Below are 22104 nucleotides of genomic sequence, written 5' to 3'. Positions count from 1 at the left end.
TTTAATCATATTTATGAAGTCTTAAATCACAACAATGAGTTGCCTCTTCTACTAATAATCTTCCAATTTCAGCATGTGCATGAACAAATTTTTTAATTTTTAAATCATTTAAAATATGTCTTTCTTCTAATGATTCATATTTTAAAATAATATTTGCATCTGGACAATATTTTAATATTGCATCACAAATAAGTATTTTTTCATGTGTTTCATTTATAGTTATTATAACACTTGAACTCTCTTCTACTTTTAAAGCTTCTAAAACTGATTTTTTATCTAAGTGTCCAAAATATGCTTTATACCCCATTTTTGTAGCAACTTGAATTTGTCTAAGGTCATTTGAAACAATAACAAAAGGCATATTTCTATCTGATAAATCTCTAGCAACAACTCTTCCTAAAATAGAAAAACCGCAAATAATAATATGATTAGTCTCTTCAATAGGCTCTAAATTATCTGATTGATAAATATCAGCTGAAATTAAATTTGATATTTTATAGATATTATTTAATAAAAATGGTGTCAAAATCATTGACATTACTGAAATTAAAACCAAAAAATTTGCAGTTTCAATTGGAACTACATTTTGACTTGAAGCAAGAGTTAAAATAGCAAAAGAGAATTCACCAACTTGACAAAGTGCAATTGCTGATTTTACAGATGTATTTTTATCTGATTTTCTTCTAATAATTAAAAATACAACCAAAGCTTTTATTATCATTACTAATAAAAATAGACCTATTACTATATGAATATTATTGAGAAAGTATAAAATATCTATTTTTGTTCCAACTGTAAAAAAGAATGTTCCTAAAAGTAAATCTTTGAAATTTGAAATATCTGATTCAACTTTTATTCTAAATTTTGTATCAGCAATAATCATTCCAGCTAAAAAAGCACCCAAAGAGTATGTAAATCCTAAATATTCAGCCAATAAAGATGCACCAATAACAATTGAGAAAACAGCTCCAATAAATAGCTCCTCAAGCCTTGTATTTGATGAAAATTGAAGTAACCAATCTATTATTCTTTTTCCAAAAAAGAACATAAATATTGTAATAACAGCAGCTGAAATAAAAGTATTCCAAATAACCTCTACAATAGATAAATTATCATTTGTTAGAAATGAAATCAAAAGTAAAATTGGAATGACTGCTAAATCTTGATAGATTAAAATAGCAGTTGTTCTTTCACCATAAGGAGTATAAATATCTTTTGAAGACTTTAAGTATGGCAAAACAATTGCAGTTGAAGATAGAGAAAATGCAAAAGCAATTATTATTGAAACCTCTATTGATAAATCAAAAATAAAGTGAGTAACGGCAAAAATAAGTAATGCACTAATATGTACTTGTAAAAAACCATTTAATAAAAGAATCTCTTTCATCTTTCTAATCTTATCAAAGCTTATTTCAAGCCCTATTGTAAACATTAGAAAAACTATTCCAAATTCTGCTATTGCATCTAATGATGCTATATTAGCACCTTTAAAATGAAATCCATAAGATATTATAATTCCAGTTAATATATAACCTATAATTTGTGAAATACCTAGTTTTTTTAAAATTATATTTAAGACAGTTGCTAGAAAAATTGCCATAAATAGAGTAAATAAGAAGTGTTCCATTGTGATTTCTTTCTTTAAAAATGTTGGATTATATCAGTTTTTTTTTAAAAAAATTAGATTTTTAAGAGCTTTTTCTTCACTTTCTACTAAAAATTCATCTACATTTTCTAATTTTTCTAAAAACTCGAAATTTGGTGCTTCTTTCTTAAATATATCTATTAAAAAATTACTACTCAAAAATGGATCATTTAAACAAGCTAAAACTAACCCACCTATTGGTAATACCAAATCAAGTTTTTTAATAATCTTAATATAATCACTAGTTGCAACAAATGAGCCTTTTTGAAAAGATGGAGGATCTATTATAACAATATCATAAGGTGACATTTTTTTGATTTTACCAAATGATTTTAAAATATTATGTGGTAAAAATTTTACATTTTTTACATCTAAATTGTTTAAATAATGATTTGTTCGCCCAATAGACAAACTAGCTTTTGACATATCAATATTTACTACACTTGAAGCTTTACCACTAATACAAACTACACTAAAAGCACAAGTATATGAGAAAAGATTTAAAACATTTTTATCTTTACAAATAGACTTTATATACTCTCTACCTTTTTTCATATCAAAAAACAAGCCAATATTTCGATTTTTAAAATCTATTTTATATTTTAATCCATTTTCAACTACAAAAAAATCTTCTACAATCTCTCCATAAATAACTTCATAAAAATCTCTCTCTTTATATTTTCTTTGAATAATGAAATTCTCAAAAGAACTATTTTTTGAAACAATCTCTAAATTTTTTATAATTTCTTTTTCATCAAAAGTCTCTTCAAAAAAAGTTGCAAAGAGCGTATTATCTAAACTATCAACTGTCAAATATGAAAAATTATAATAAAAATTCCCACGACCATGAAAAACTCTTTTTACTTCATTTGTTCTATTCTCTAAATTTTTTTCTATAATATTTTTTAAATCTTTTATAATCATTTAACCTCTATATTTAATATTTTAAAAATATTATTGAAATTGTATTTTTTATTTTTATTACACTAAGAACTATATGTTTTGTAATTTTCAAAAAGTAAAAAGTAAGCTATACAGCTTACTTTTTTATATATTTTTTATTTAGTAATTTTATCTACAAAATTACTAACAGGAGTTACTAATCTTTGAAGAAGCATACTTACTAAAATAAATGCAACCAACCAAGCAATAACAGCAGCCCAAGCTGGAAGATATACAAAGAAAATATCATACTTTGCCATAAGTGGCCAGTGAATTAAGTAAACTTCATAAGAGTAAACTCCATACATTGTCAGAAATTTGCTATCAACTTTTTTAAGTATAAAAATAACTGTAAATGCTAGCATTATTACAATTGACATTAGTTGTTCTACAAAAAAACCTTGTCCTAAAATAGAAGTTAAAGCAGGCCATGAACCAGCACCTGTTCTTTGTGATACATAAAATACAATAGCAAACATAATAAAAATAATAATATATTTCATATCTTTTGAATTGTCTCTGAAATCTTTAATATATTCTATAAATCTATTTTTTTTACCTTCTTTTACTTGTAAAAGCCAAGCTAAAATAATACCCATAGAAAAAGCAACAGTATGAAGTCTATGAAGCCAGTTACTTCCCAAATCAAAGATATTAAAAGTTCCAATAATTGTAGCAATAACCGCTAAAATAATTGCAGTTAACCATGGTTTATCTTTAAAAAATACCAATGGATATATCAAATAAAACATAATCATCCATGTAATATACCAAAAAGGAGAGTTTACATCACCAAAACCGTCTGCTGTTGGGAAAAATCCTAACATAGATTTTATAATATATCCTATAGAATAAGTTTTATCCATAAACATTGCATCTGCAATAAACATAATAATTAAAGCAATCCAGAATGGAATAAATATTTTTATAACTCTTTTTTTATAAAAATCAACTGCCTTCATAGGTCTTTTAAGCATTCCAACTGTAAGACCAAATCCTGACATAAATAAGAATAAATCAACTCCAACACCAGCAATTATAGAAAGTGGAAACAAAAAATCAGCATTTGTAACTTTCATATATGCAAAGTGTGCAAAAACAACTGTTAAAATTCCAAGACCTTTTAACTCATTTGTAACAGATATTGGAAAAACATCACTATGTGTTGATTGTTTCAAAGTAGTAAACAAAACCAATATTGCAAAAGCAATAACAACAAAAGTAGATAACTGAAGACTAGTAAACGATACAACATCATTTGCAAGTGTAATAGGACCCATCATTTTATAAATTCCCCCTAATAAATTTTAAATTAACAAAAGATTTAGTACCTTTTTTAAAATTGTGCGGATTTTACCCAATCTTAAATTAATAAAAAGTTAATAAATTATTCTTTTTTTATAATTTTTTTGTTATTATATTTTCTAAAAAATATTTTAGTATAAATAATTATCGAAAATATTCATTTCATTAATTAGGAGAGAGATTATGAAAAAAATTATTTTTATGTTTTTATTATTTGTTTCAACACTTTTTGCAAATATAGGAACAATAACACTTATTGAAGGTGAAGCTTTTGTAAAAAGAGGTGAAGAAACACTTAGATTAAACATTAGTGACCAAATAAGTAATAATGACTTTATTGAGACAAAAACAAACTCAAAAGTAAAAATAACTTTTATAGACAATACTGTTATCACAATAGGAAAAGAGTCAAGTTTAAAAATTGAGGATTATTTCTTTGATTCAAATAATAAAAACTCTGCAAAAACTGAATTAAGTGTATCTAAAGGTGCTTTTCATGCAATTACAGGACAAATTGGAAAAGTAAATCCAGAAAAATTTAAACTAAAAACAAAAAATGCAACTATTGGAATAAGAGGAACTGAAATTTATGGTGATCAAAATAGAGTATTTTGTACTCAAGGTGCAATTTTTGTAAATTCTTTTGGAGTAACTAGAGAAATTTCTCAAGGTTTTTTTGTAAATACTTTCAGTAATCAAATTCCAAGTCAATCAACGCCTATTGAACCACAACAATTTCAAGATGTTAACTCAAGATTAAACACTAATAGTTTAGGTAATAACCAAAGTCCAAATAACTTTGATAATCCTAGTAGTCCATTAGCTTTTCAAAATAGTCAAAGCCCTCAGATGACTCCAAATCAAGATAATCAAAATTCTTGGGGGTACTGGGGAGTAGGTCCAATTCAAGATGAAAATAATAATGCAAGAATTAGTAACTCTATAAACAACTCTATTCAAAATTCAAATAATTCATCAAATATAACAGATCCAGCTTATGTTCAAAATTTGATGGATAATACAACAACCACTCAATTAAACTTTAGGGGAACTATCACTCCAAATATGGATGTTGGAACAATACATGAAAATATAATATTTTTTAATTTTATTTTTGGAGGAGGAAATAGTAGAGTATCTGGAGGTTATGAGTTCAATTCAGATAATTTTATTTCAAGTGAAAGCTTAAGTGATGGCGTAATATCAAATAATGGATTTAGTTGGTCTAATATTTCAGGTGTATTTAATGGTGCTACAATAGACAGTGTTTCTGGAAATATTACGATGGATAATCGTTCAAATACTTTAGAAGGCACATTTAGTGCAAATAAGGAACCGTAAAAATATGAAATTAAAATCAAATAAAAAATTAATTTTTCAAGCACTATTTTTACCTACACTAATTTTTGCAAATGAAAACTACTCGAATGAGCATTTTGCAAAAGCTCTTGATAGTTACAATAATAGAGCTTTTCAAGATAGTTATTTAGCATTTAAAGAGTATTTAAAAAAAGAGAAATTAGACTCTAATCTAACATTTATTCTAGCAAGAAGTGCTTATGAGATAGGTAAGTTTGAAGAGGCTGAAACTTTATATAAAGAGCTTTTAGAACAAACTCCAAATAATAGTAGAGTAAAACTAGAACTTGCACAAACATATTTTCAACAAAAAAAATATGAAGAAGCTGAAGTTTTATATCAAGATGTATTAAAAGATAATAGTTTACCTATGAATGTAAGAAAAAATATAGAATTAACTTTAGATTCTTTAAATAAAAAGTCTCAAAGAAACTTTTTAAAAACAACTTTAGGTTTTGGGTATGGATATGATTCAAATACAGACAACAACTCAAATGATGATTTTGTAAATTGGGGGAATATTCCTTTATCTATTCCAGATAAAAAAAGTGATCATGTTGCAGAATATATCTTAGCTTTAAACCATACATTTAAGATTAAAGAAAATTTAACTATGGATAATAAATTCGTAGGATATATGCAAAAGTTTAACAAAGACCATAACAATGATTTAAGCCTTGCAGTTTTTGGAACTGGACTTTCTTACTATACTTCAAAATCAAAATCATCTTTAGCTTTCGATTACAACTATGTTTGGTTAGATAATAGTACATATTTATTTAACTATATTATAACTCCCTCTTTTGATTATCAAATAGATAAAGATCTTATTTATAAAACAAAAGTAAAACTTATTAAAAAAGATTTTAAACAAACGGATTATGAGTTTAGAGATTCAATGTATTATGAACTTTCAAATAGTTTAGTTTTATTAACTGAAAAATTTGGTATGAATACTTTATCTTTTGCTTTTGGAACAGATAATAAGGATAAAGGTAAAGCTTGGAATGTGGACTATAACTTTGCAAGTTTAAGATATGAAAATATGTATCCACTTACACAATCAACAATTCTTACAAGTGGAATTGAACTATATAAAGATCAATATAAAGTAAAAGAAGAGGTTTTGTATAACAACAAAAAAAGAGATGATAAAGTTATTCTTGATTTAGGTGTTTTACAATCTCTAAACAAAAATCTCTCTTTAGGTGCAACTTTAAGATATATAAATAATGATTCAAATCAAAATATATATGAATATGATAAATATGTTGTAAGAACAAATATTTACTACTCTTTCTAAGCTTTTGTTGTATGCAAATAAACACCATCAAAATCTTTTGGTGGTGTTTTTATAAACTCTTCACATCTTTTTATATAAATTTTATAAATATTTTTATTCGTTTTATTTTCGAGATTTTCTAGTTTTATAAAAAGTTCTAAAGCATCTGAAAAATTTGACTCTTTATAAAACTCAATTGCCTTATGATAATCTTCTAACTCATCTTTTAATTCATCTTGAGCCTCACCAGTTCCTATTACTTGCCAAATTTCAACTGGTTGGTTTTTACCTTTTACTCTTACAAAATCTAAAAATCTAAGTATATATTTTTCTTTTAATTTATCTTTTGTAAAGTTTGTTATATTTAGCTTTGAACCATAATATTTACATAAAGACTCAACTCTTGAACCTAAATTTATAGCATCACCAATAACAGTATAATCACTTCTTAAACTACTTCCCATCTCACCAACTATTACTTCACCAGTATTTAACCCTATTCCTATATCAATCGTTGGTAATTTATCCTTTACAAATTTTCTATTTAATTCATCTAAAGCTACTAATTGTTCTAATGATGCTTTAACTGCCATATCTGCATGATTTTCAACATCAAGTGGAGCATTCCAATATGCCATAATAGCATCTCCAATAAACTTATCAATTGTTCCTTGATTTTTTATAATAATACTACTCATAGGTTCCATATAAGCATTTAAATACTCTATTAGTTCTTTTGCTTTTAGTTGTTCTGAAATTTGAGTAAAACCTCTAATATCACTAAAAAAGATTGTTATCTCTTTGTTTTTTGCACTAAATTCATTATTATCTATATTTTTTAAAATATCATCCATAACACTTTTGGATACTTTTGAAGCAAACTTATTTTTAATAGCTTTTTCTTGTTTTATATTATAGAAAAAATCAATTATGATAGAGAATACAAAGGCTAAAACTATAGAAGAAAGTGGAAAAATTATATTTAAAACTAAACCATAAGAAAATAAAGCATGATACGAAAAAACTACATATAAACTAAAAAATAGTAAAAAAACAAAGGGCTTTAAAAGAAAAGGAGTAACTGAAACTAAAAAGAATGCAAAAAAAGCAAGTACAAAAATTGATACTATATTTACACCATCAAGATAAGAAGCTTTTTGAAGAAAATCACCTTGTAAAATATTATCAATTACATTTGCATGTACTTCTACCCCTGGAAATACATTTTCATAAGGGGTTGCCCTTAAATCATAAAGTCCTGTTGCACTTGTACCTAAAAGGGCTATTTTCCCTTCTATATCTTCTGCTTTAAAATTGTTGTTATAAATATCTTTTGCACTAATATATTGAAAACTTTTAGAAGCTCCACGATAGTTTATAAATATTCTTCCAAATTTGTCTGTAGGAATATAAAAATCTCCTAATTGAATATTTGAAACTCCATTTTCATCATAGTTTACAAAAACTTTTTGGGTATCATTTAAAGCTCTTATAATCTCCAAAGCCAAAGATGGATATAAAGTATCATTATAAGAAATTAACAATGGAACACTTCTTATAACTCCACTTTCATCTGGAATAATATTAAAAAAACCACTTGAATATGAATTTTCTTGCAATATTGGAAGATTTAAAGTCGTTCCAAAAGCCTCAATTAAATAGTTTGCATCACTATTTTTATTTTTTTCAATAAATATTGCAGGAATTTGAGGTGAATTTTTACTTGAGTTATTATCTTCAATATTAAAGCTATATCCTAAAATTACAGCCGATTTTGAAATGACTTGTGCAAACTCAAAATCATAGTTTTCTAACTCTTTGTTTATACCTAATTTTTTTGCTATTAAAGATGGTGAAGTTCTATCTTCTTCTGCAAAAACAATATCCATTCCAACTACAGCAATATTTGAATTTGTTAAATTTTCTATAATTTTTGATAATATATTTCTACTCCAAGGCCACTGTCCAAACTCTTTTATAGAAATATCATCTATATCTATAATTACAACATTATTTGAAGTCTTTGTTTCACCTTTAAAAATAAAATATGAATCTCTAATTCTATTATCAAAAGAATCAAGAAGTGATGGGAAAAATATATAAAAAACTATTAAAAAACTTGAAATTAAAAAAGAAAAAAATCCATAGATTAAAAATTTTTTAATCTTGCTTTTAAACATCTAACTGCTCAGTTAAAAGTTCAGTTTCACAATATTGTATAAATGCTCTACTCTTTTTAAAAAAATCTAGTAAATCTTTATCTATTTCACCATCTTTTACCATAAAATCTAATATTTTAAATATTTCACTTAGTGTCTTAACACCTTTATATGGTCTATCATTTGAACTAAGTGCTTCAAAAATATCAGCTAAAATTAGAATTCTATCTTCTAAAGCTATCTCATGTGCACTTAATCCTCTAGGATAACCTTTTCCATTTAATTTTTCATGATGATTTACAGCAATATGCATAATATTTGAATACTTTTTAGGAAATGGCAATGCACTTAACATTTCATAAGACAATGTTGCATGAGAGTTCATAATATCTTTCTCTTCTTTTGTTAAAGTTCCTTTTCGAATTGATATATTATAGACTTCATCTCTAGTTAAAAAGTCTTTTTCTATACTATTTTCATAATATTTATATAAAGATATCTCTTCAACCCTTTTTATATCAACATCACTCATAAACTCTTGACCTATATTTGCTTTTCCTATAAACTCCAAACTATCTTCAATATTTTGTAAACTATACTCATAGCTCTCTTTAGTTAATTTATTTTCTAAAAAATCAATTTTTAAATCTCTTTTTATAATCTCAGCTCTTAATTTTATAAGCTCAAAACCATCTATAAGTTTTTGAAGTTTTGTACTTTTATCTATTACCCACTCTGGTACTGATATTTTTCCAACATCATGAAGTTTTGCAGCTAGTTCAATTTGTTTTAAATCATTTTTAGAGTAGTTTATATTTTTATATATTGTTTCATCTTCATTTATTGAATTTGCAATCATAGGAGCTAATTTTGCCATCTTTGTAATATGTGTTGAAGTATGTCTTGATTTTGCATCAATTGCATTTGCAATAGAATTTACAAAGCTTTCCAAAAAGTTTTCTAAACTATCTATTAAAATAGTATTTGTTAAAGCCATAGCAGCTTGTAAAGATAGAGCTTTTATTATTTTCTCATCATAAGAAGTATAAATACTATTTTTCTCTTTTATCTCTTTATTTATAAGTTGGATTACTCCTATTACATCATTTTCATGATTTACCAAAGGAACTACTAACATTGATTTAGAATGATAATTTTTACTATTATCAAATGCTTTTGTACCTTCAAAATTATAATCATTACTATTATAAACATCTGAAATATTTATAACTTTTTTATCTAAAGCACAAACAACGGCTACCATAGCTCTATTTTCTTCACTATTTTCAAGATAAAGAGGTAAAGGATTCCAAGATATTTTTTCCTCTTTTGTTCCTAAAAATATATTAAGAGTTTCATTTTGAACTACTTTAAACTCTAAATGTTTTTTATCCTCACTTATTAAATATAGTGTTCCTGCATCACTTTTTGTAAGTTCTCTTATTAGAGTTAAAATCATTTCATATAAATGCTCTTTATCATTTTCACTTGATAACTTTAAATTTATATCCATAACTCTATCAAAAAGTTCAATATCTTGTATCTTTGAGTGAACTTTTAAATCATCAATGTGAATAATATCTCCATCTTCTAGGATTTTTCCACCATTTTTTAAAATACCTAAATTTTCTACCTCTTTTCTTAAAATATCTTGTTGTACAAATTTTAAGTGATATAAAAATATAGCTAGATTTTTATTCTCTATTTTATTTAAAATCATTTTTAAACTATTAGGAGTTAAATGTTTACTTACTTTTGCAATATTTTCTAAACTATTAGGAAAAGAGCACTCAATAAAAAGAGCTTTTAGATTTTTTGTATTATTTATATGAAAGATTAAATTATCATTAAAATCAGTATCTCCACTTATTATATAACTACTACTATTTTTAGAAATAATATATCCAAAAGAGCCATCAGTATGTTCTGTTTTTATAGCTTTTATTTTAAATTTACCATGAATTATCTCTTCATTTTCTTTTAATTCTTTAAATAAAAGAGTATTTTCATCTTTATTCAAAAGCTTAATATTTGAGAAATCTGGCCAAATTTTATTATTAAAAATATGCTCTTTTAAAAATTGTATAGTCTCTAATGAGCCATAAACAGTAAGTGGTGTTTCTCTTTTTGTAAAACAGTTATCCAACATAAAAGGAATATCACTTACATGATCCAAGTGTGAATGTGTTACAAAAATATGATTTATTTTATAAGCTTCATCATCTAAAGAATTTATTATATTTCCAGCATCAATAGTAGTGTCATTTGAGATTTGAAAAGAAGTAGTACCAAAATTCTTTGATTTATTGCCACTACTTCCGAGTATTTTTAGATAATTCATAAGCTTTCCCTAATTTAGATTATAAATTATTGTATCAAAATTAGGTTTAATTTTAAAATTATTTTTCTACAAACTCTTTGATTCTATTTATTCCATCTTCTATAGCTTTCATACTTGTAGCAAAAGATAATCTAACATATCCTTCCATTCCAAAAGCAAGCCCAGGAACAAGTGCAACTCCTTTACTTTCTAGTAAATCAGCACAAAATTTCATAGAGTCATTTGAGTATTTCTTAATATTTATAAATAGATAAAAAGCACCATCAGGATCATAACAAGATAGTTTAGGAATATTATTTATAGCTTCTACTGCATAATTTTTTCTTTTCTCAAACTCAACTCTCATCATCTCAATATCTTTATTGGCTTCACCTTCTAAAGCTACAATTGCTGCATATTGTGTCATCGAATTTACATTTGATGTAACTTGACCTTGAAGTTTTGACATAGCTTTTGCAAGGGCATTGTTCGGACATGCAACATAACCAAATCTCCAACCAGTCATTGCAACAGATTTACTTAAACCATTTATAGTAACTGTTCTATTATACATATCTTCACTAACTTCAGCAGTTGCAGTGAATTTTTTACCTTTATATATTAGTTTTTCATACATTTCATCTGATAAAACTATAATATCTGTACCTTTTAAAACTTCACCAATAGCTAATAACTCTTCTCTTGAGTAAATTGACCCTGTTGGATTTGAAGGAGAATTTAACATTAAAATTTTTGTTTTTGGTGTAATTTTCTCTTTTAATTGTTTTGCTGTAATTTTGAATTCTGTACTTTCATCTGTTTCAATAAATACAGGAACTCCACCGCTATAAACAACTAATTCAGGATATGTAACCCAATATGGACTAGGAATTATAACTTCATCACCTTCATCAATTAGTGCTTGAGCTAGATTAAATAAAGAGTGTTTAGCTCCATTACTTATTACAATTTTATCTAGCGTATAATCTAAATTGTGGTCTTTCTTTAACTTATTAATAATTGCTTGCTTAGTTTCTTTAATACCTTCAACTGCTGTATATTTAGTTTTTCCTTCATTTATTGCTTTAATAGCTGCATCTTTTACAACTTGTGGCGTATCAAAATCAGGTTCTCCTGCACTAAAACTTAGAATATCTTTACCAGCAGCTTTTAAATCATTTGCTAAAGCTGTTATAGATAAAGTAAGTGAAGGAGCTAGTTTCTCCATTCTATTTGCAATTTTCATAATAGTTTTCCTCAATCAAATTATCATTACACTTATGGTATAATCGGGCGGATTTTATCTAAAATTTACTTAAAGGTTTTTTTTGAATTTTGAAATTAATTTGAATAATAGTGTAATAAATGTTGAATTACATAATAAAAAGCATATAAAACATTGCTATTTAAGAATTTTAAGAAAAGATTTATTGCAAATAAAAGCAAATAGATATTTTACAATTTATGATGCAAAAGATTTAATAAATAGGAAAAAAGATTGGATACTAGAAAATATAAAAAAAGTTGAAAACAAAACATTAGAAGATGGTTATTTTCTATATTTAGGAGAAAAAAAACTTTTATCTGATTTTCCTATAAAAAATCTTGATAGTTTTTATAAAAAAGAGATAGATAGTTTTATTTGTACTTTTATTGAAAAATATTCAAATTTAATGCAACTATTTCCAACAAAAATCTCATATAGAAAAAATAAAAGAACTTGGGGTTCTTGTAACTATAAAAATGAGTTAAACTTTAATATATTGCTTATGAAATTTCCACTTTATATAATGGAATATATTGTTATTCACGAACTAGCTCACATAAAACATAAAAACCATTCAAAAAGATTTTGGGAATTAGTTGAAAAATACTCTCCAAACTACAAAGAGATAGAAAAAATATTTAAAACTCTTTTATAATTTAGATACTACTTTGATTAGTTGAATTTTTTATAATCGATCTTATCTCTTCAAATTTTTTAAATAATCTTTCATCTTTTGCCCTATTTTCAAAAATTCCAACACTTTTTTCTATATATCTTTCATCTATAACTTGATTGTTTTTTCTAAGTAAGTTATCAACATTATTTGATACAAAAAAAACAAAATTTGAAACATCTTTTATTTCTGCCATTTTTAAAAGTGCTTTTAATGTATCTTTGTTGTGTTCGAACTCAACTTTGAAAAGTTGGTGAGTTAGAACAAAATGCATAGTTTGATTTTTTATATATACAAACTTTATGCCACTTTTTAATTTTAAAGGTAGTATATTTACAAATCTTTTTATCTCTAAAAAGATATTTAATTTATCATAAGAGGGATTATTTGTAATATGATTAAGAATTTCATTAATATTTTTCATGCTTTTATTATAGCAGGAGTTTTATTTAGTTTTAGTGGTTGCGGTTTTAAAGCTAATCCAGTTTACAAACCAAGCGACAAACAACAACAACAAACAACAGAACAACAATGATATATGATTATATTATAGTTGGGGCTGGAATAGCAGGGCTTAATGCTGCTAGACTTCTACCAAAGAACAAAAGAGTTCTAATTTTGTGCAAAATGTCAACGTGGAATTCAAACACTTTTTGGGCTCAAGGCGGGATTGCAAGTGCTGTTGATAAAAGTGATATACCAACTCATATAAAAGATACTTTAGAAGCAGGTGCTAACTATAACAACCTTGAAGCAGTTGAGCTTTTAAGTACTGAATCAATTCCTACAATAAAAGAAATTATAGAAGCTGGTATGATTTTTGATAAAAATGTAGATGGAAATTTAGCATACACAAAAGAAGCAGCACATAGTAGAAATAGAATATTACATGCTCAAGGTGATGCAACGGGAAGAGAAATTCATCTATTTTTACTTGAACAATGTTCTCATGAAATAGTAACTCAAGCTGTGGTTTGTGATTTATTGATACAAGATGATATTTGTTATGGAGTTCAATATTTTACTAGTGAGTATGAACAAAAAGTAGCTTTTGCACACAATACTATTATAGCAAGTGGTGGAGTTGGTTCTTTATACAAATACCATACAAATTCAACTGCAAATGCTGGTGAAATTCATGGGATTATTGCTGAAAAAAATATATCTTTGAAAGATATGGAAATGACACAGTTTCATCCAACAGTTTTAAAAGGAACATCATTTGCAAGAAAACCACTTCTAAGTGAAGCATTAAGAGGTGAAGGCGCATTTGTTGTAGATGAAAATGGTAACAGATTTCTATTTGATTATCATCCTAGTGGTGAGTTAGCTCCTAGAGATATTGTAAGCCGTGCAATTTTTGACTACAACAAAAAAACAGGCTTAGGTATATTTTTATCTTTTAAAAATTTTGAGAAAAAAGCATTTAAACAAAGATTTCCAAATATTTATGAAAATATCAAAGATTTAGGATATGAGCTTCCATTTGAAAATGTTCCAATAAGCCCTGCTTTTCACTACTGTATGGGTGGAATAGAAGTTTCTTTAAATGGATTAGTAAAAAATTTTAAAAATCTTTATGCTATTGGTGAAGTAGCTTGTAATGGAGTTCATGGAGCAAATAGACTTGCTTCAAATTCACTTTTAGAGGGTCTTGTTTTTTCAAGAATTGCAGTTAATAAATCTTTACAAGTAGATTTTAAAATAGATAAACAAAACTACAAAAAAGAGATAAAAAAGTACATAAGAAACAAAGAGATTGATAAAGATATAAAAGATGATTTAAGAAGAACTATGTGGGAATCTGCTGGAATTGTAAGAACAAAAAAAGAGCTAAAAGATGCTTTAAATAAAATAGAGAGTTATTTATTACTTGATATTGGAAGATTGTTGTATCTTAGGCTTTTAACAGCAAAAACTATATTAAAAGCTTGTCTTCTTAGAGAAAAATCTTTAGGTGCACATTTTATAAAAGAAGATTAAAAAGAGTTTTTAGATAAAATATTCGATTAAAATATAGAAGAAAGGTTAAATATATGAAGCATGTACCAATAGTTGTATTAGATTTTGGTAGTCAATATACACAAATAATTGCAAGAAAACTAAGAGAAAGCGGAGTTTATTCTGAAATTGTTCCGTACAATGAATCAATTGAAGATATTATGGCAAGAACTCCTAAAGGGATTATACTTTCAGGTGGTCCAGCTTCTGTTTATGCTAACGATTCATATCACCCTGATTCTACAATCTTTGATTTAGGACTTCCTATTTTAGGAATTTGTTATGGAATGCAACTAATTGCTCAGCACTTTGGCGGAAGTGTAATTCCAGCAACAAGTCATGAATATGGAAAAGCAAAACTAGATATTATTGTAGAAAATGAGATTTTTAAAGATACACAAAGTGGTCAAATTGTTTGGATGAGCCATGGAGATAGAGTTGAATCAATTCCATCTGGATTTGAGAAAATAGCAATTAGCGAAAATTCTCCTTATGCAGCTATTGCTGATACAAATAGAAATATTTATGCTTTCCAATTTCATCCTGAAGTTTATCACTCAGAATGTGGAAGCAAACTTCTTAAAAACTTTGCAAAATATATTTGTGGATGTGAAAGCACTTGGAATATGGGTTCTTTTGCAAAAGAGCAAATAGAAAGAGTTAAAAAACAAGTTGGAGACAAAAAAGTTCTATGTGCTGTTTCAGGTGGAGTTGATAGCTCTGTTGTAGCAACTCTTCTTTTTGAAGCAATTGGGAATCAAGTAATTCCTGTATTTGTTGACAATGGACTTTTAAGAGCAAATGAAAGAGAACAAGTTGAGACTATTTTTAAATCAAGAGGTATTGATTTAATAACTGTTGATGCAAGTGAGCAATTTTTAACAAAACTTGCAGGTGTTACTGATCCTGAAACAAAAAGAAAAATAATTGGTGAAACATTTATTGAAGTATTTGATAAAGAAGCAAAAAAACACGAAGGTGTTGAGTTTTTAGCTCAAGGAACACTTTATACTGATGTTATTGAATCTGTTTCTGTAAAAGGTCCTTCAAAAACTATAAAATCTCACCACAATGTAGGTGGACTTCCTGATTGGATGAAATTTGAACTTGTTGAACCTTTAAGAGAGATTTTCAAAGATGAAGTAAGAGAGCTTGGACTTGAGCTTGGACTTCCAAGAAATATGATAAATAGACACCCATTCCCTGGTCCTGGACTTGCTATTAGAATTATGGGAGATGTAAACAAACCAGATTTAGAATTACTTAGAAAGGCTGATGTTATATTACTAGATGTTTTACACTCAACTGGATACTATGAAAAAACATGGCAAGCATTTACAGTTTTATTAAATGTAAAATCTGTTGGAGTTATGGGTGATAATAGAACTTATGACAACACTGTTTGCGTAAGAATAGTAGATGCAACAGATGGTATGACAGCAACTTTTGCACACATTCCTCATGAAATATTAGAAACAATCTCAAGAAGAATTATAAATGAAGTTGATGGAATAAATAGAGTAGTTTATGATATTTCATCAAAACCACCTGCAACTATTGAGTGGGAATAAAAATAAATTTTCATAATTGACTTTTTGTCAATTATGAAGAACAACTAACATGTGAAATACCAGCTATTCCAAAAAAATCTGTTGGTTTTTTAATATAATATTTTTCTTCTATCTCTTTTGTTTGTTCCTCATATGGTTTTGTCATTATCTCTTGTAGTTCATTTACAGGTTCATAGTTTCCTTCTTGTGCTTCTTGATATGCCAAAACTAGATGCCATTCTCTTAAACTGTATTTTGGATTAGTTAGTTTCATTTGATTTGATAGTTTTTGTTTAGACTCGTCATCATTTACATTTATTTGTGATTTCCAAATTTCTAGCCAATTATTCCATCTTAATTTGATATTTTCATCTTTTAAACTTCCATAAAAACTTTTTTCAAGGCTACTAATATCATCGGTAATATTTGACAGTTCTCTAAAAAATATTGTGTAATCAACTTTTGTATCAATCATAAGATTTATTAATTCTTCAAACAACTCAAAATCAAAATTTTCTAATCCCAACTTACTAGCCCAAATATTTTCCATCTTATCTTGCATAATATTTGCAAAATTATTTTCGATTTTTTCGAGTTCTTCTAAAGCTTCTTTATTTGAATTTAATAGTGGTTTTAAAGCACTACAAAATGATTTAAAGTTTTTTTGTGCAGCAACTGGCTGATTAAAAAATGAAAAGTGCATTCCACCACCTGTCCAAGATTGATATTTTGGGTCAAACATCTCTATAAATCCAAATGGACCATAATCAAGTGTAAATCCACCAGCTGCACAGTTATCACTGTTAAAATTACCTTGACAATACCCTACTCTTATCCAGTTAGCAACCATTGATGTAAGACGATTTTGAAACTCATTTGCTAGTAATATGATTTTTTCTTCTAAGTCTAAATTTTGATTTATTACCTCACTATATTCTCTATCAATCAAATGTAAAACAATCATCTCTAGCTCTTTTAAAGCATTTTTATGTTCATTTTTTCTAGCTCGTCTTCCAAAAAGTTCAAGTTGCCCAACTCTTATAAAAGAAGATGCAACTCTTGTAGTAATTGCTACATCTTCTTCAATCATAACTTCAGGGTCCATTGAGTAAGAATTATCTCTAAACCAAGGTCTTGTTACTTGCTCTTTTTTAGAAGTAAATAAAGTCAAAGACCTAGATGTTGAAATTCCAAGTGCGTATATATGTTCTTGAGCTAAAAACTCTCTTACACTTGATCTTAAAACTGCTCTTCCATCAGCACCTCTACAATATGGAGTTTTTCCAGCACCTTTTAGTTGAAATTCCCATCTTTTACCATTTATTACAGCTTCTAAAACAGAAATTGCTCTACCATCTCCATAACCATTTCCTGTTTGAAAAGGGCATTGAGAATAGTATTCACGACCATAAATAGATAGTGCATATCCTGTCGCCCAACCTTTATTTTGTCTAAGATTATCAATATTAGACATATCTCCTGAAAATAGCTTGATAAAATCATCAGATTTTATTAAATTCTCACTAAAGCCTAATTCTTTAAAAAAATTAATGCTATGAGAAATATATATTGGCTCTTTTATAGCAGTTGGACTTACAAGAACATAGTGTCCGCAAAAGACTTCTCTTGGTGATTTGTTTTCTTCATTAAATTTTGCATCAGGGTCACTGTTTAGATTATTTACAAAAGAGTAATCACTTAAATTAATTAATTCATTAAAAGTTTCTATATTATTTTTCATTATTATATTTTCCATTTATATCTTAGTTTACTAAGATTCTAACATAAAATAAACAATAATTCTTTTAATAATATTTAAAATAATAAAACTAATTTTAATCCTCATCTAAATAAGCTTTAGATACTATACGAGCCATTTTTAATAATTTTATAGGCTTGGAGACATATGAGATTTCTTTTTCTTATTATATTTTTACTCACAAATATATATGCAAATACAAACAAAGATTTTACTCTTTATAAAAAAGATGGAAAAATATCAGGACACACTTTACTTATAATTGGTGGAATACATGGAGATGAGCCAGGAGGATATTTTGCACCAGCATTTCTAGAAAAATATTACACTATAAAAAAAGGGAGTGTTTGGATTGCTCCTAGTGTAAATATAGATAGTATGATTGCAAACCAAAGAGGCATATATGGGGATATGAATAGGAAATTTAGCACTATTTCAAAAGATGACAAAGATTTAAAAAATATCGAAAAAATAAAATCTCTTATTTTGGATAAAAAAGTAGATTTAATTTTAAATCTACACGATGGGCATGGTTTTTACAGACAAAACTATGAAAATGCAATTTTTAATCCAAGAGCATGGGGACAAGCAACTATTATTGACCAAGATAAAATACACTCTTTGGAAAAATTTGGAAATTTAGATGAGATTGCATCAACAGTAAGAGATAATCTAAACAAAGATAAACTTTTTCAAGACCATCACTATTTTGGAGTAAAAAATACAGAAACAAAAGCAAAAGATGAACAACAACAACTATCTTTGACTTTTTTTGCAGTTACAAACAATAAACCAGCATTTGCAATAGAAACAAGCAAAAATATTACAGATTTAACAGAAAAAGTAATTTATCAATTAAAATCTATTGAAGAGTTTATGAGAATTATGGATATTGAATTTAGTAGAAATTTTGATGTAAACAACTATAAAGAGGTACAAAAATTACTTTTTGATTTGGGAAGAATTGAAATAAACAGCAATATATCTTTTTATTTAAATGATATTAGAAAAAACTTAAGATTTATTCCACTTAAAAAAAGTGAAAATAACTTTAACTTTGAGCACTCTTTAGGAAATAGTAAATTTACAAATGGTAACTATGAAATATATATTGGAAATAACCTAATAACAACTTTATCTCCTCAAATATTTGATAAAAATGGCTCGTTTGACAGTGTTGAGTTAGAAATAGATGGAAAAATAATAAAAAGTAAGTTTGGTCAAATTTTAGAAGTTAAAAAAAGTTTCAAAGTTTTAAAATCACCACTTAGAGTAAATGTTATTGGTTTTAGTAAATCAGGTGTTGATAGTGAAGATAGTTTAGTTCTTAAAAAAAGTGATATGGTAAGTAGCTTTTCAATAGATAATTCTAACAAAAGTTATAGAGTTGAGTTTTATCACGACAATATATTTTATGGAATGATTACAATAAAATTTATAGATTAATAAGTTTTAAAGTAGAGTAATAACTCTACTTTAAATTTTTCGGTGTACATTTTCCACTAAACTTACAAAGTGGACAAATATCAAAAAGCCCTGCAAGTAATGGAATAACTCCTAAATAAAACCAAATAATACCAGTATAAATCCCAACAATAATTAAAATAATCCCAGCAACAATTCTAAATGGTCTGCAAAAAGCTCTAATTTTATCAAATGTATTCATATTTGAACTCCTTATAATTTATCAAATTATATATAAGATAACTTAATCTAAAATAAATAAGAAAAACTTATAAAATATACTCTTTTTTAAACTATTAAGCTAATTTAATATAGAATTTAATACAAAAAATAATTAAAAATAAAAAGAGAATTATCATATGAAAAAAGAGAAAATATATTTTATACCAGGACTTATGACAGATTCTAGGCTTTGGAGTAAAGCATTACCATTTTTGGAAAATGAGTTTGAAATAGTTCATGTACCTATTCCAAACTCAACAAATTTTGATGAGATTGTAGAGATACTAAATAATCAATTTGAAGAGGAAAAAATAAATATTTTGGGATTTTCACTTGGTGGTTATATCGCATCTTACTTTACTTGCAAATATCCAAATAAAGTAAAAAGACTATTTACAGTTGCTGCAACGCCTGGAACTACTTCAAAAATAGAAAAAGTAAGAAGAGAAAAAAAACTCGAAGAGTTCGAAAGTCTAAATGATTTTTTTGGACTTGATTTAGAAAAAGCAATTATGCTTTTAGAAGAGCAAAATCAAAGTGATATATCTTTGGCTCAAATTATGGTTGATATGTTCAACTCGCTTGGAAGAGATACTTTTATAACTCAACTAAAAAGTACTTTTAATAGAGTAGATCTATTTGATAAATTAAAAGATATAAACATTCCTATGTATATGCTTTATAGCTCAAACGATAGGCTTTTGGATTTAGAGGCTTTAGATAAACTACACAATCAAAAACATAATATTAAACTTATAAAAAGAGATGGAACTAGCCACAATATTCCATTGGAGTTTCCAGAACTTTTTGCTTCTAGTATAAAGAAGTGGATAAAAGAGTAAGTTTATATCTGTTTTGTTAAACTACGAAAAATTTTAAATAAAAGGAAAATATTATGAGATATGATGTACTAATTATTGGAGCTGGTGCTTCTGGATTTGCTTGTGCTCTAACTTTAGGAAGTGCAAATGATAAATTTGAATGGGCAAAAGATAAAAAATATTTAATTTTAGATGATAATAAAAGTGATTTAAATGTTGGAAAATATTTTAATGTTGCTGGAGTTGATAGTGGAATAAATGGTGTTGATTTACTTGCAAAAATGAAAAAACAACTAGAAATATATAAAGATGTTGAATTAAAAAATGAAAAAGCTACTAAAATTGAGAATTTAGGCGAATATTTTAAAGTTACAACTGAAAACTCTACTTATGAAGCTTCTATTATAGTACTAGCAACTGGTCTTCATAAATTTGATATAGAGTGTGAAGGTGTAAATGTAAAAGATAATATATTTGTTCCAAAGCCAAATAATATATATTTAGAAAATTCAAACAATTTAATCTCTAAAAATCTATATGTAGCTGGACTTGCAAGTGGTGTTCCAACAATGTTTTCTTGTGCAAGTGGAGATGGAGCTAAAGTTGCTTGTGATATTTTTACTCTTTGGAGTGGAAAAATTGCCGTTGTTCACGATGTAAAAGCATAAAAAATAGAAGCTTTTGGTTCTATTTTACTCTTCTACTTTTGCTTGTGGATTTTTCAAAGATTCAATTTTTGCATCTAATAGGGCTAAAGTTCTTTCTTGAGTTTTATATGAAATTTCTGGTAAGTTTCCACCAAACATTTTATTTGCTTCCTCGAAACCTTTAACAATTCCATCTCTTCCTTTTTGAAGTTTTTCTAAATCATCTCCAGCAAAACTAAAAACAAAGTTTGAAACTCTATCCGAAGTTTGAGTTATTCCAAAAAAACCATTTTCACTTACAAGATCTGTTGCCTCTTGTGGTGATAAATCCATAATTGGTTTTCCTATATAACCAATATCATATAGATTTTTATCATCTATTTTACCTTTTCCACTTAAAAAATCTAAAACACTTTGTTGATCTTTTGAAGCATTAAGTCCAGCTTGTCCTACTGAGTTACCAGTAGCAATAGATTTTGCATTCATCTCAAATAAAATATATTGAGCATTCATAGATATAGCAACTTTTGCAGCTGAATTGTTTACTATTTCTTCAACAGATTTCTCTGTTTTAGGAGCAACTTGCTCTTTTGAACCCTCATCTACTTTTGAAGTAGCATTTTGTTTAAAAGCATTTAAAGCCTGATTTGTACTATTTTGGATTTGCATAGATAACTCCTTTTATTTT

At 26.6% G+C, this 22104-nt stretch carries 19 protein-coding genes; 9 read left to right on the top strand and 10 right to left on the bottom strand.

The window, feature by feature from the left end; all coding sequences use genetic code 11:
• Position 1 precedes the first annotated feature (1 nt).
• From ACRYA_RS04605 to ACRYA_RS04595, 3 genes are all read right to left on the bottom strand, one after another.
• A complete protein-coding gene (locus ACRYA_RS04605) occupies positions 2–1627 on the bottom strand; it encodes a cation:proton antiporter domain-containing protein (RefSeq protein WP_105917394.1) in 1626 nt (541 codons plus the stop codon).
• 33 nt (positions 1628–1660) lie between these two features.
• Entirely contained in the window at positions 1661–2569 is a 909-nt protein-coding gene (locus tag ACRYA_RS04600; RefSeq protein ID WP_105917393.1) for a class I SAM-dependent methyltransferase, read from the bottom strand.
• Between the two features lie 134 nt (positions 2570–2703).
• Complete coding sequence (locus ACRYA_RS04595) at positions 2704–3870, bottom strand: acyltransferase family protein (RefSeq protein WP_228199787.1); 1167 nt, start codon at positions 3868–3870, stop codon at positions 2704–2706.
• 205 nt (positions 3871–4075) lie between these two features.
• Between ACRYA_RS04595 and ACRYA_RS04590 the strand changes: the two genes are divergently transcribed.
• Positions 4076–5233, top strand: a complete 1158-nt coding sequence (locus ACRYA_RS04590; protein WP_105917392.1) for a FecR family protein — start codon at positions 4076–4078, stop codon at positions 5231–5233.
• Between the two features lie 4 nt (positions 5234–5237).
• Positions 5238–6554 (top strand): tetratricopeptide repeat protein, encoded by a 1317-nt coding sequence (locus ACRYA_RS04585; RefSeq protein WP_105917391.1) that lies wholly within the window; start codon positions 5238–5240, stop codon positions 6552–6554.
• On the opposite strand, the gene ACRYA_RS04580 is transcribed toward ACRYA_RS04585, so the two are convergent.
• The 3 genes from ACRYA_RS04580 to ACRYA_RS04570 are packed head-to-tail and all read right to left on the bottom strand — an operon-like array spanning position 6551 to position 12258.
• Positions 6551–8713 carry a CHASE2 domain-containing protein gene (locus ACRYA_RS04580; protein WP_105917390.1) on the bottom strand — a complete coding sequence of 721 codons (2163 nt, stop codon included), beginning with the start codon at positions 8711–8713 and terminating at the stop codon, positions 6551–6553. The genes ACRYA_RS04585 and ACRYA_RS04580 overlap by 4 nt on opposite strands.
• The gene (locus tag ACRYA_RS04575) at positions 8706–11033 is read right to left on the bottom strand and encodes an HD domain-containing phosphohydrolase (RefSeq protein WP_105917389.1); all 2328 of its coding nucleotides are present in this window, start codon (positions 11031–11033) and stop codon (positions 8706–8708) included. Before ACRYA_RS04575 ends, ACRYA_RS04580 begins: the two co-directional genes overlap by 8 nt.
• Before the next feature lie 58 nt (positions 11034–11091).
• Positions 11092–12258: a pyridoxal phosphate-dependent aminotransferase gene (locus ACRYA_RS04570; protein WP_105917388.1), complete on the bottom strand. Its 1167-nt coding sequence runs from the start codon at positions 12256–12258 to the stop codon at positions 11092–11094.
• An 82-nt stretch (positions 12259–12340) separates the two neighbouring features.
• Here ACRYA_RS04570 and ACRYA_RS04565 point away from each other — a divergent pair, with 82 nt between their 5' ends.
• The gene (locus tag ACRYA_RS04565) at positions 12341–12934 is read left to right on the top strand and encodes a M48 family metallopeptidase (protein WP_105917387.1); all 594 of its coding nucleotides are present in this window, start codon (positions 12341–12343) and stop codon (positions 12932–12934) included.
• Position 12935: 1 nt separating this feature from the next.
• Here ACRYA_RS04565 and ACRYA_RS04560 read toward each other — a convergent pair whose 3' ends face one another.
• Complete coding sequence (locus ACRYA_RS04560; protein ID WP_105917386.1) at positions 12936–13376, bottom strand: hypothetical protein; 441 nt, start codon at positions 13374–13376, stop codon at positions 12936–12938.
• On the opposite strand from ACRYA_RS04560, the gene ACRYA_RS10740 reads away from it, so the two are divergent.
• Genes ACRYA_RS10740 through guaA form a run of 3 tightly spaced genes read left to right on the top strand, consistent with a single transcriptional unit; the run spans position 13347 to position 16524 of the window.
• Positions 13347–13487, top strand: a complete 141-nt coding sequence (locus ACRYA_RS10740) for a hypothetical protein (RefSeq protein WP_165786080.1) — start codon at positions 13347–13349, stop codon at positions 13485–13487. The two genes, ACRYA_RS04560 and ACRYA_RS10740, sit on opposite strands and share 30 nt — an antisense overlap.
• The gene (gene nadB, locus ACRYA_RS04555) at positions 13484–14935 is read left to right on the top strand and encodes an L-aspartate oxidase (RefSeq protein WP_105917385.1); all 1452 of its coding nucleotides are present in this window, start codon (positions 13484–13486) and stop codon (positions 14933–14935) included. The genes ACRYA_RS10740 and nadB overlap by 4 nt, the downstream gene beginning before the upstream one ends.
• Before the next feature lie 53 nt (positions 14936–14988).
• A complete protein-coding gene (guaA, locus tag ACRYA_RS04550) occupies positions 14989–16524 on the top strand; it encodes a glutamine-hydrolyzing GMP synthase (protein ID WP_105917384.1) in 1536 nt (511 codons plus the stop codon).
• 31 nt (positions 16525–16555) lie between these two features.
• On the opposite strand, the gene ACRYA_RS04545 is transcribed toward guaA, so the two are convergent.
• Positions 16556–18259, bottom strand: coding sequence for a protein adenylyltransferase SelO family protein (locus ACRYA_RS04545; RefSeq protein WP_105917383.1), 1704 nt, complete (start codon positions 18257–18259; stop codon positions 16556–16558).
• A 150-nt stretch (positions 18260–18409) separates the two neighbouring features.
• Here ACRYA_RS04545 and ACRYA_RS04540 point away from each other — a divergent pair, with 150 nt between their 5' ends.
• Positions 18410–19708 (top strand): M99 family carboxypeptidase catalytic domain-containing protein, encoded by a 1299-nt coding sequence (locus ACRYA_RS04540; RefSeq protein ID WP_105917382.1) that lies wholly within the window; start codon positions 18410–18412, stop codon positions 19706–19708.
• A 25-nt stretch (positions 19709–19733) separates the two neighbouring features.
• Here the strand turns inward: ACRYA_RS04540 and ACRYA_RS04535 are convergent, their stop codons facing one another.
• Positions 19734–19928, bottom strand: coding sequence for a YgaP family membrane protein (locus tag ACRYA_RS04535; RefSeq protein ID WP_105917381.1), 195 nt, complete (start codon positions 19926–19928; stop codon positions 19734–19736).
• Positions 19929–20085: 157 nt separating this feature from the next.
• On the opposite strand from ACRYA_RS04535, the gene ACRYA_RS04530 reads away from it, so the two are divergent.
• Positions 20086–20790: an alpha/beta fold hydrolase gene (locus ACRYA_RS04530; RefSeq protein ID WP_105917380.1), complete on the top strand. Its 705-nt coding sequence runs from the start codon at positions 20086–20088 to the stop codon at positions 20788–20790.
• Positions 20791–20843: 53 nt separating this feature from the next.
• Positions 20844–21437, top strand: a complete 594-nt coding sequence (locus tag ACRYA_RS04525) for an FAD-dependent oxidoreductase (protein ID WP_105917379.1) — start codon at positions 20844–20846, stop codon at positions 21435–21437.
• A gap of 24 nt (positions 21438–21461) precedes the next feature.
• On the opposite strand, the gene ACRYA_RS04520 is transcribed toward ACRYA_RS04525, so the two are convergent.
• Complete coding sequence (locus ACRYA_RS04520) at positions 21462–22085, bottom strand: hypothetical protein (protein WP_105917378.1); 624 nt, start codon at positions 22083–22085, stop codon at positions 21462–21464.
• Positions 22086–22104 lie beyond the last annotated feature (19 nt).

The organism is Aliarcobacter cryaerophilus ATCC 43158, from assembly GCF_003660105.1.
Taxonomy (GTDB): domain Bacteria; phylum Campylobacterota; class Campylobacteria; order Campylobacterales; family Arcobacteraceae; genus Aliarcobacter; species Aliarcobacter cryaerophilus.
This window is presented reverse-complemented; position numbering and strand designations above follow the sequence as displayed.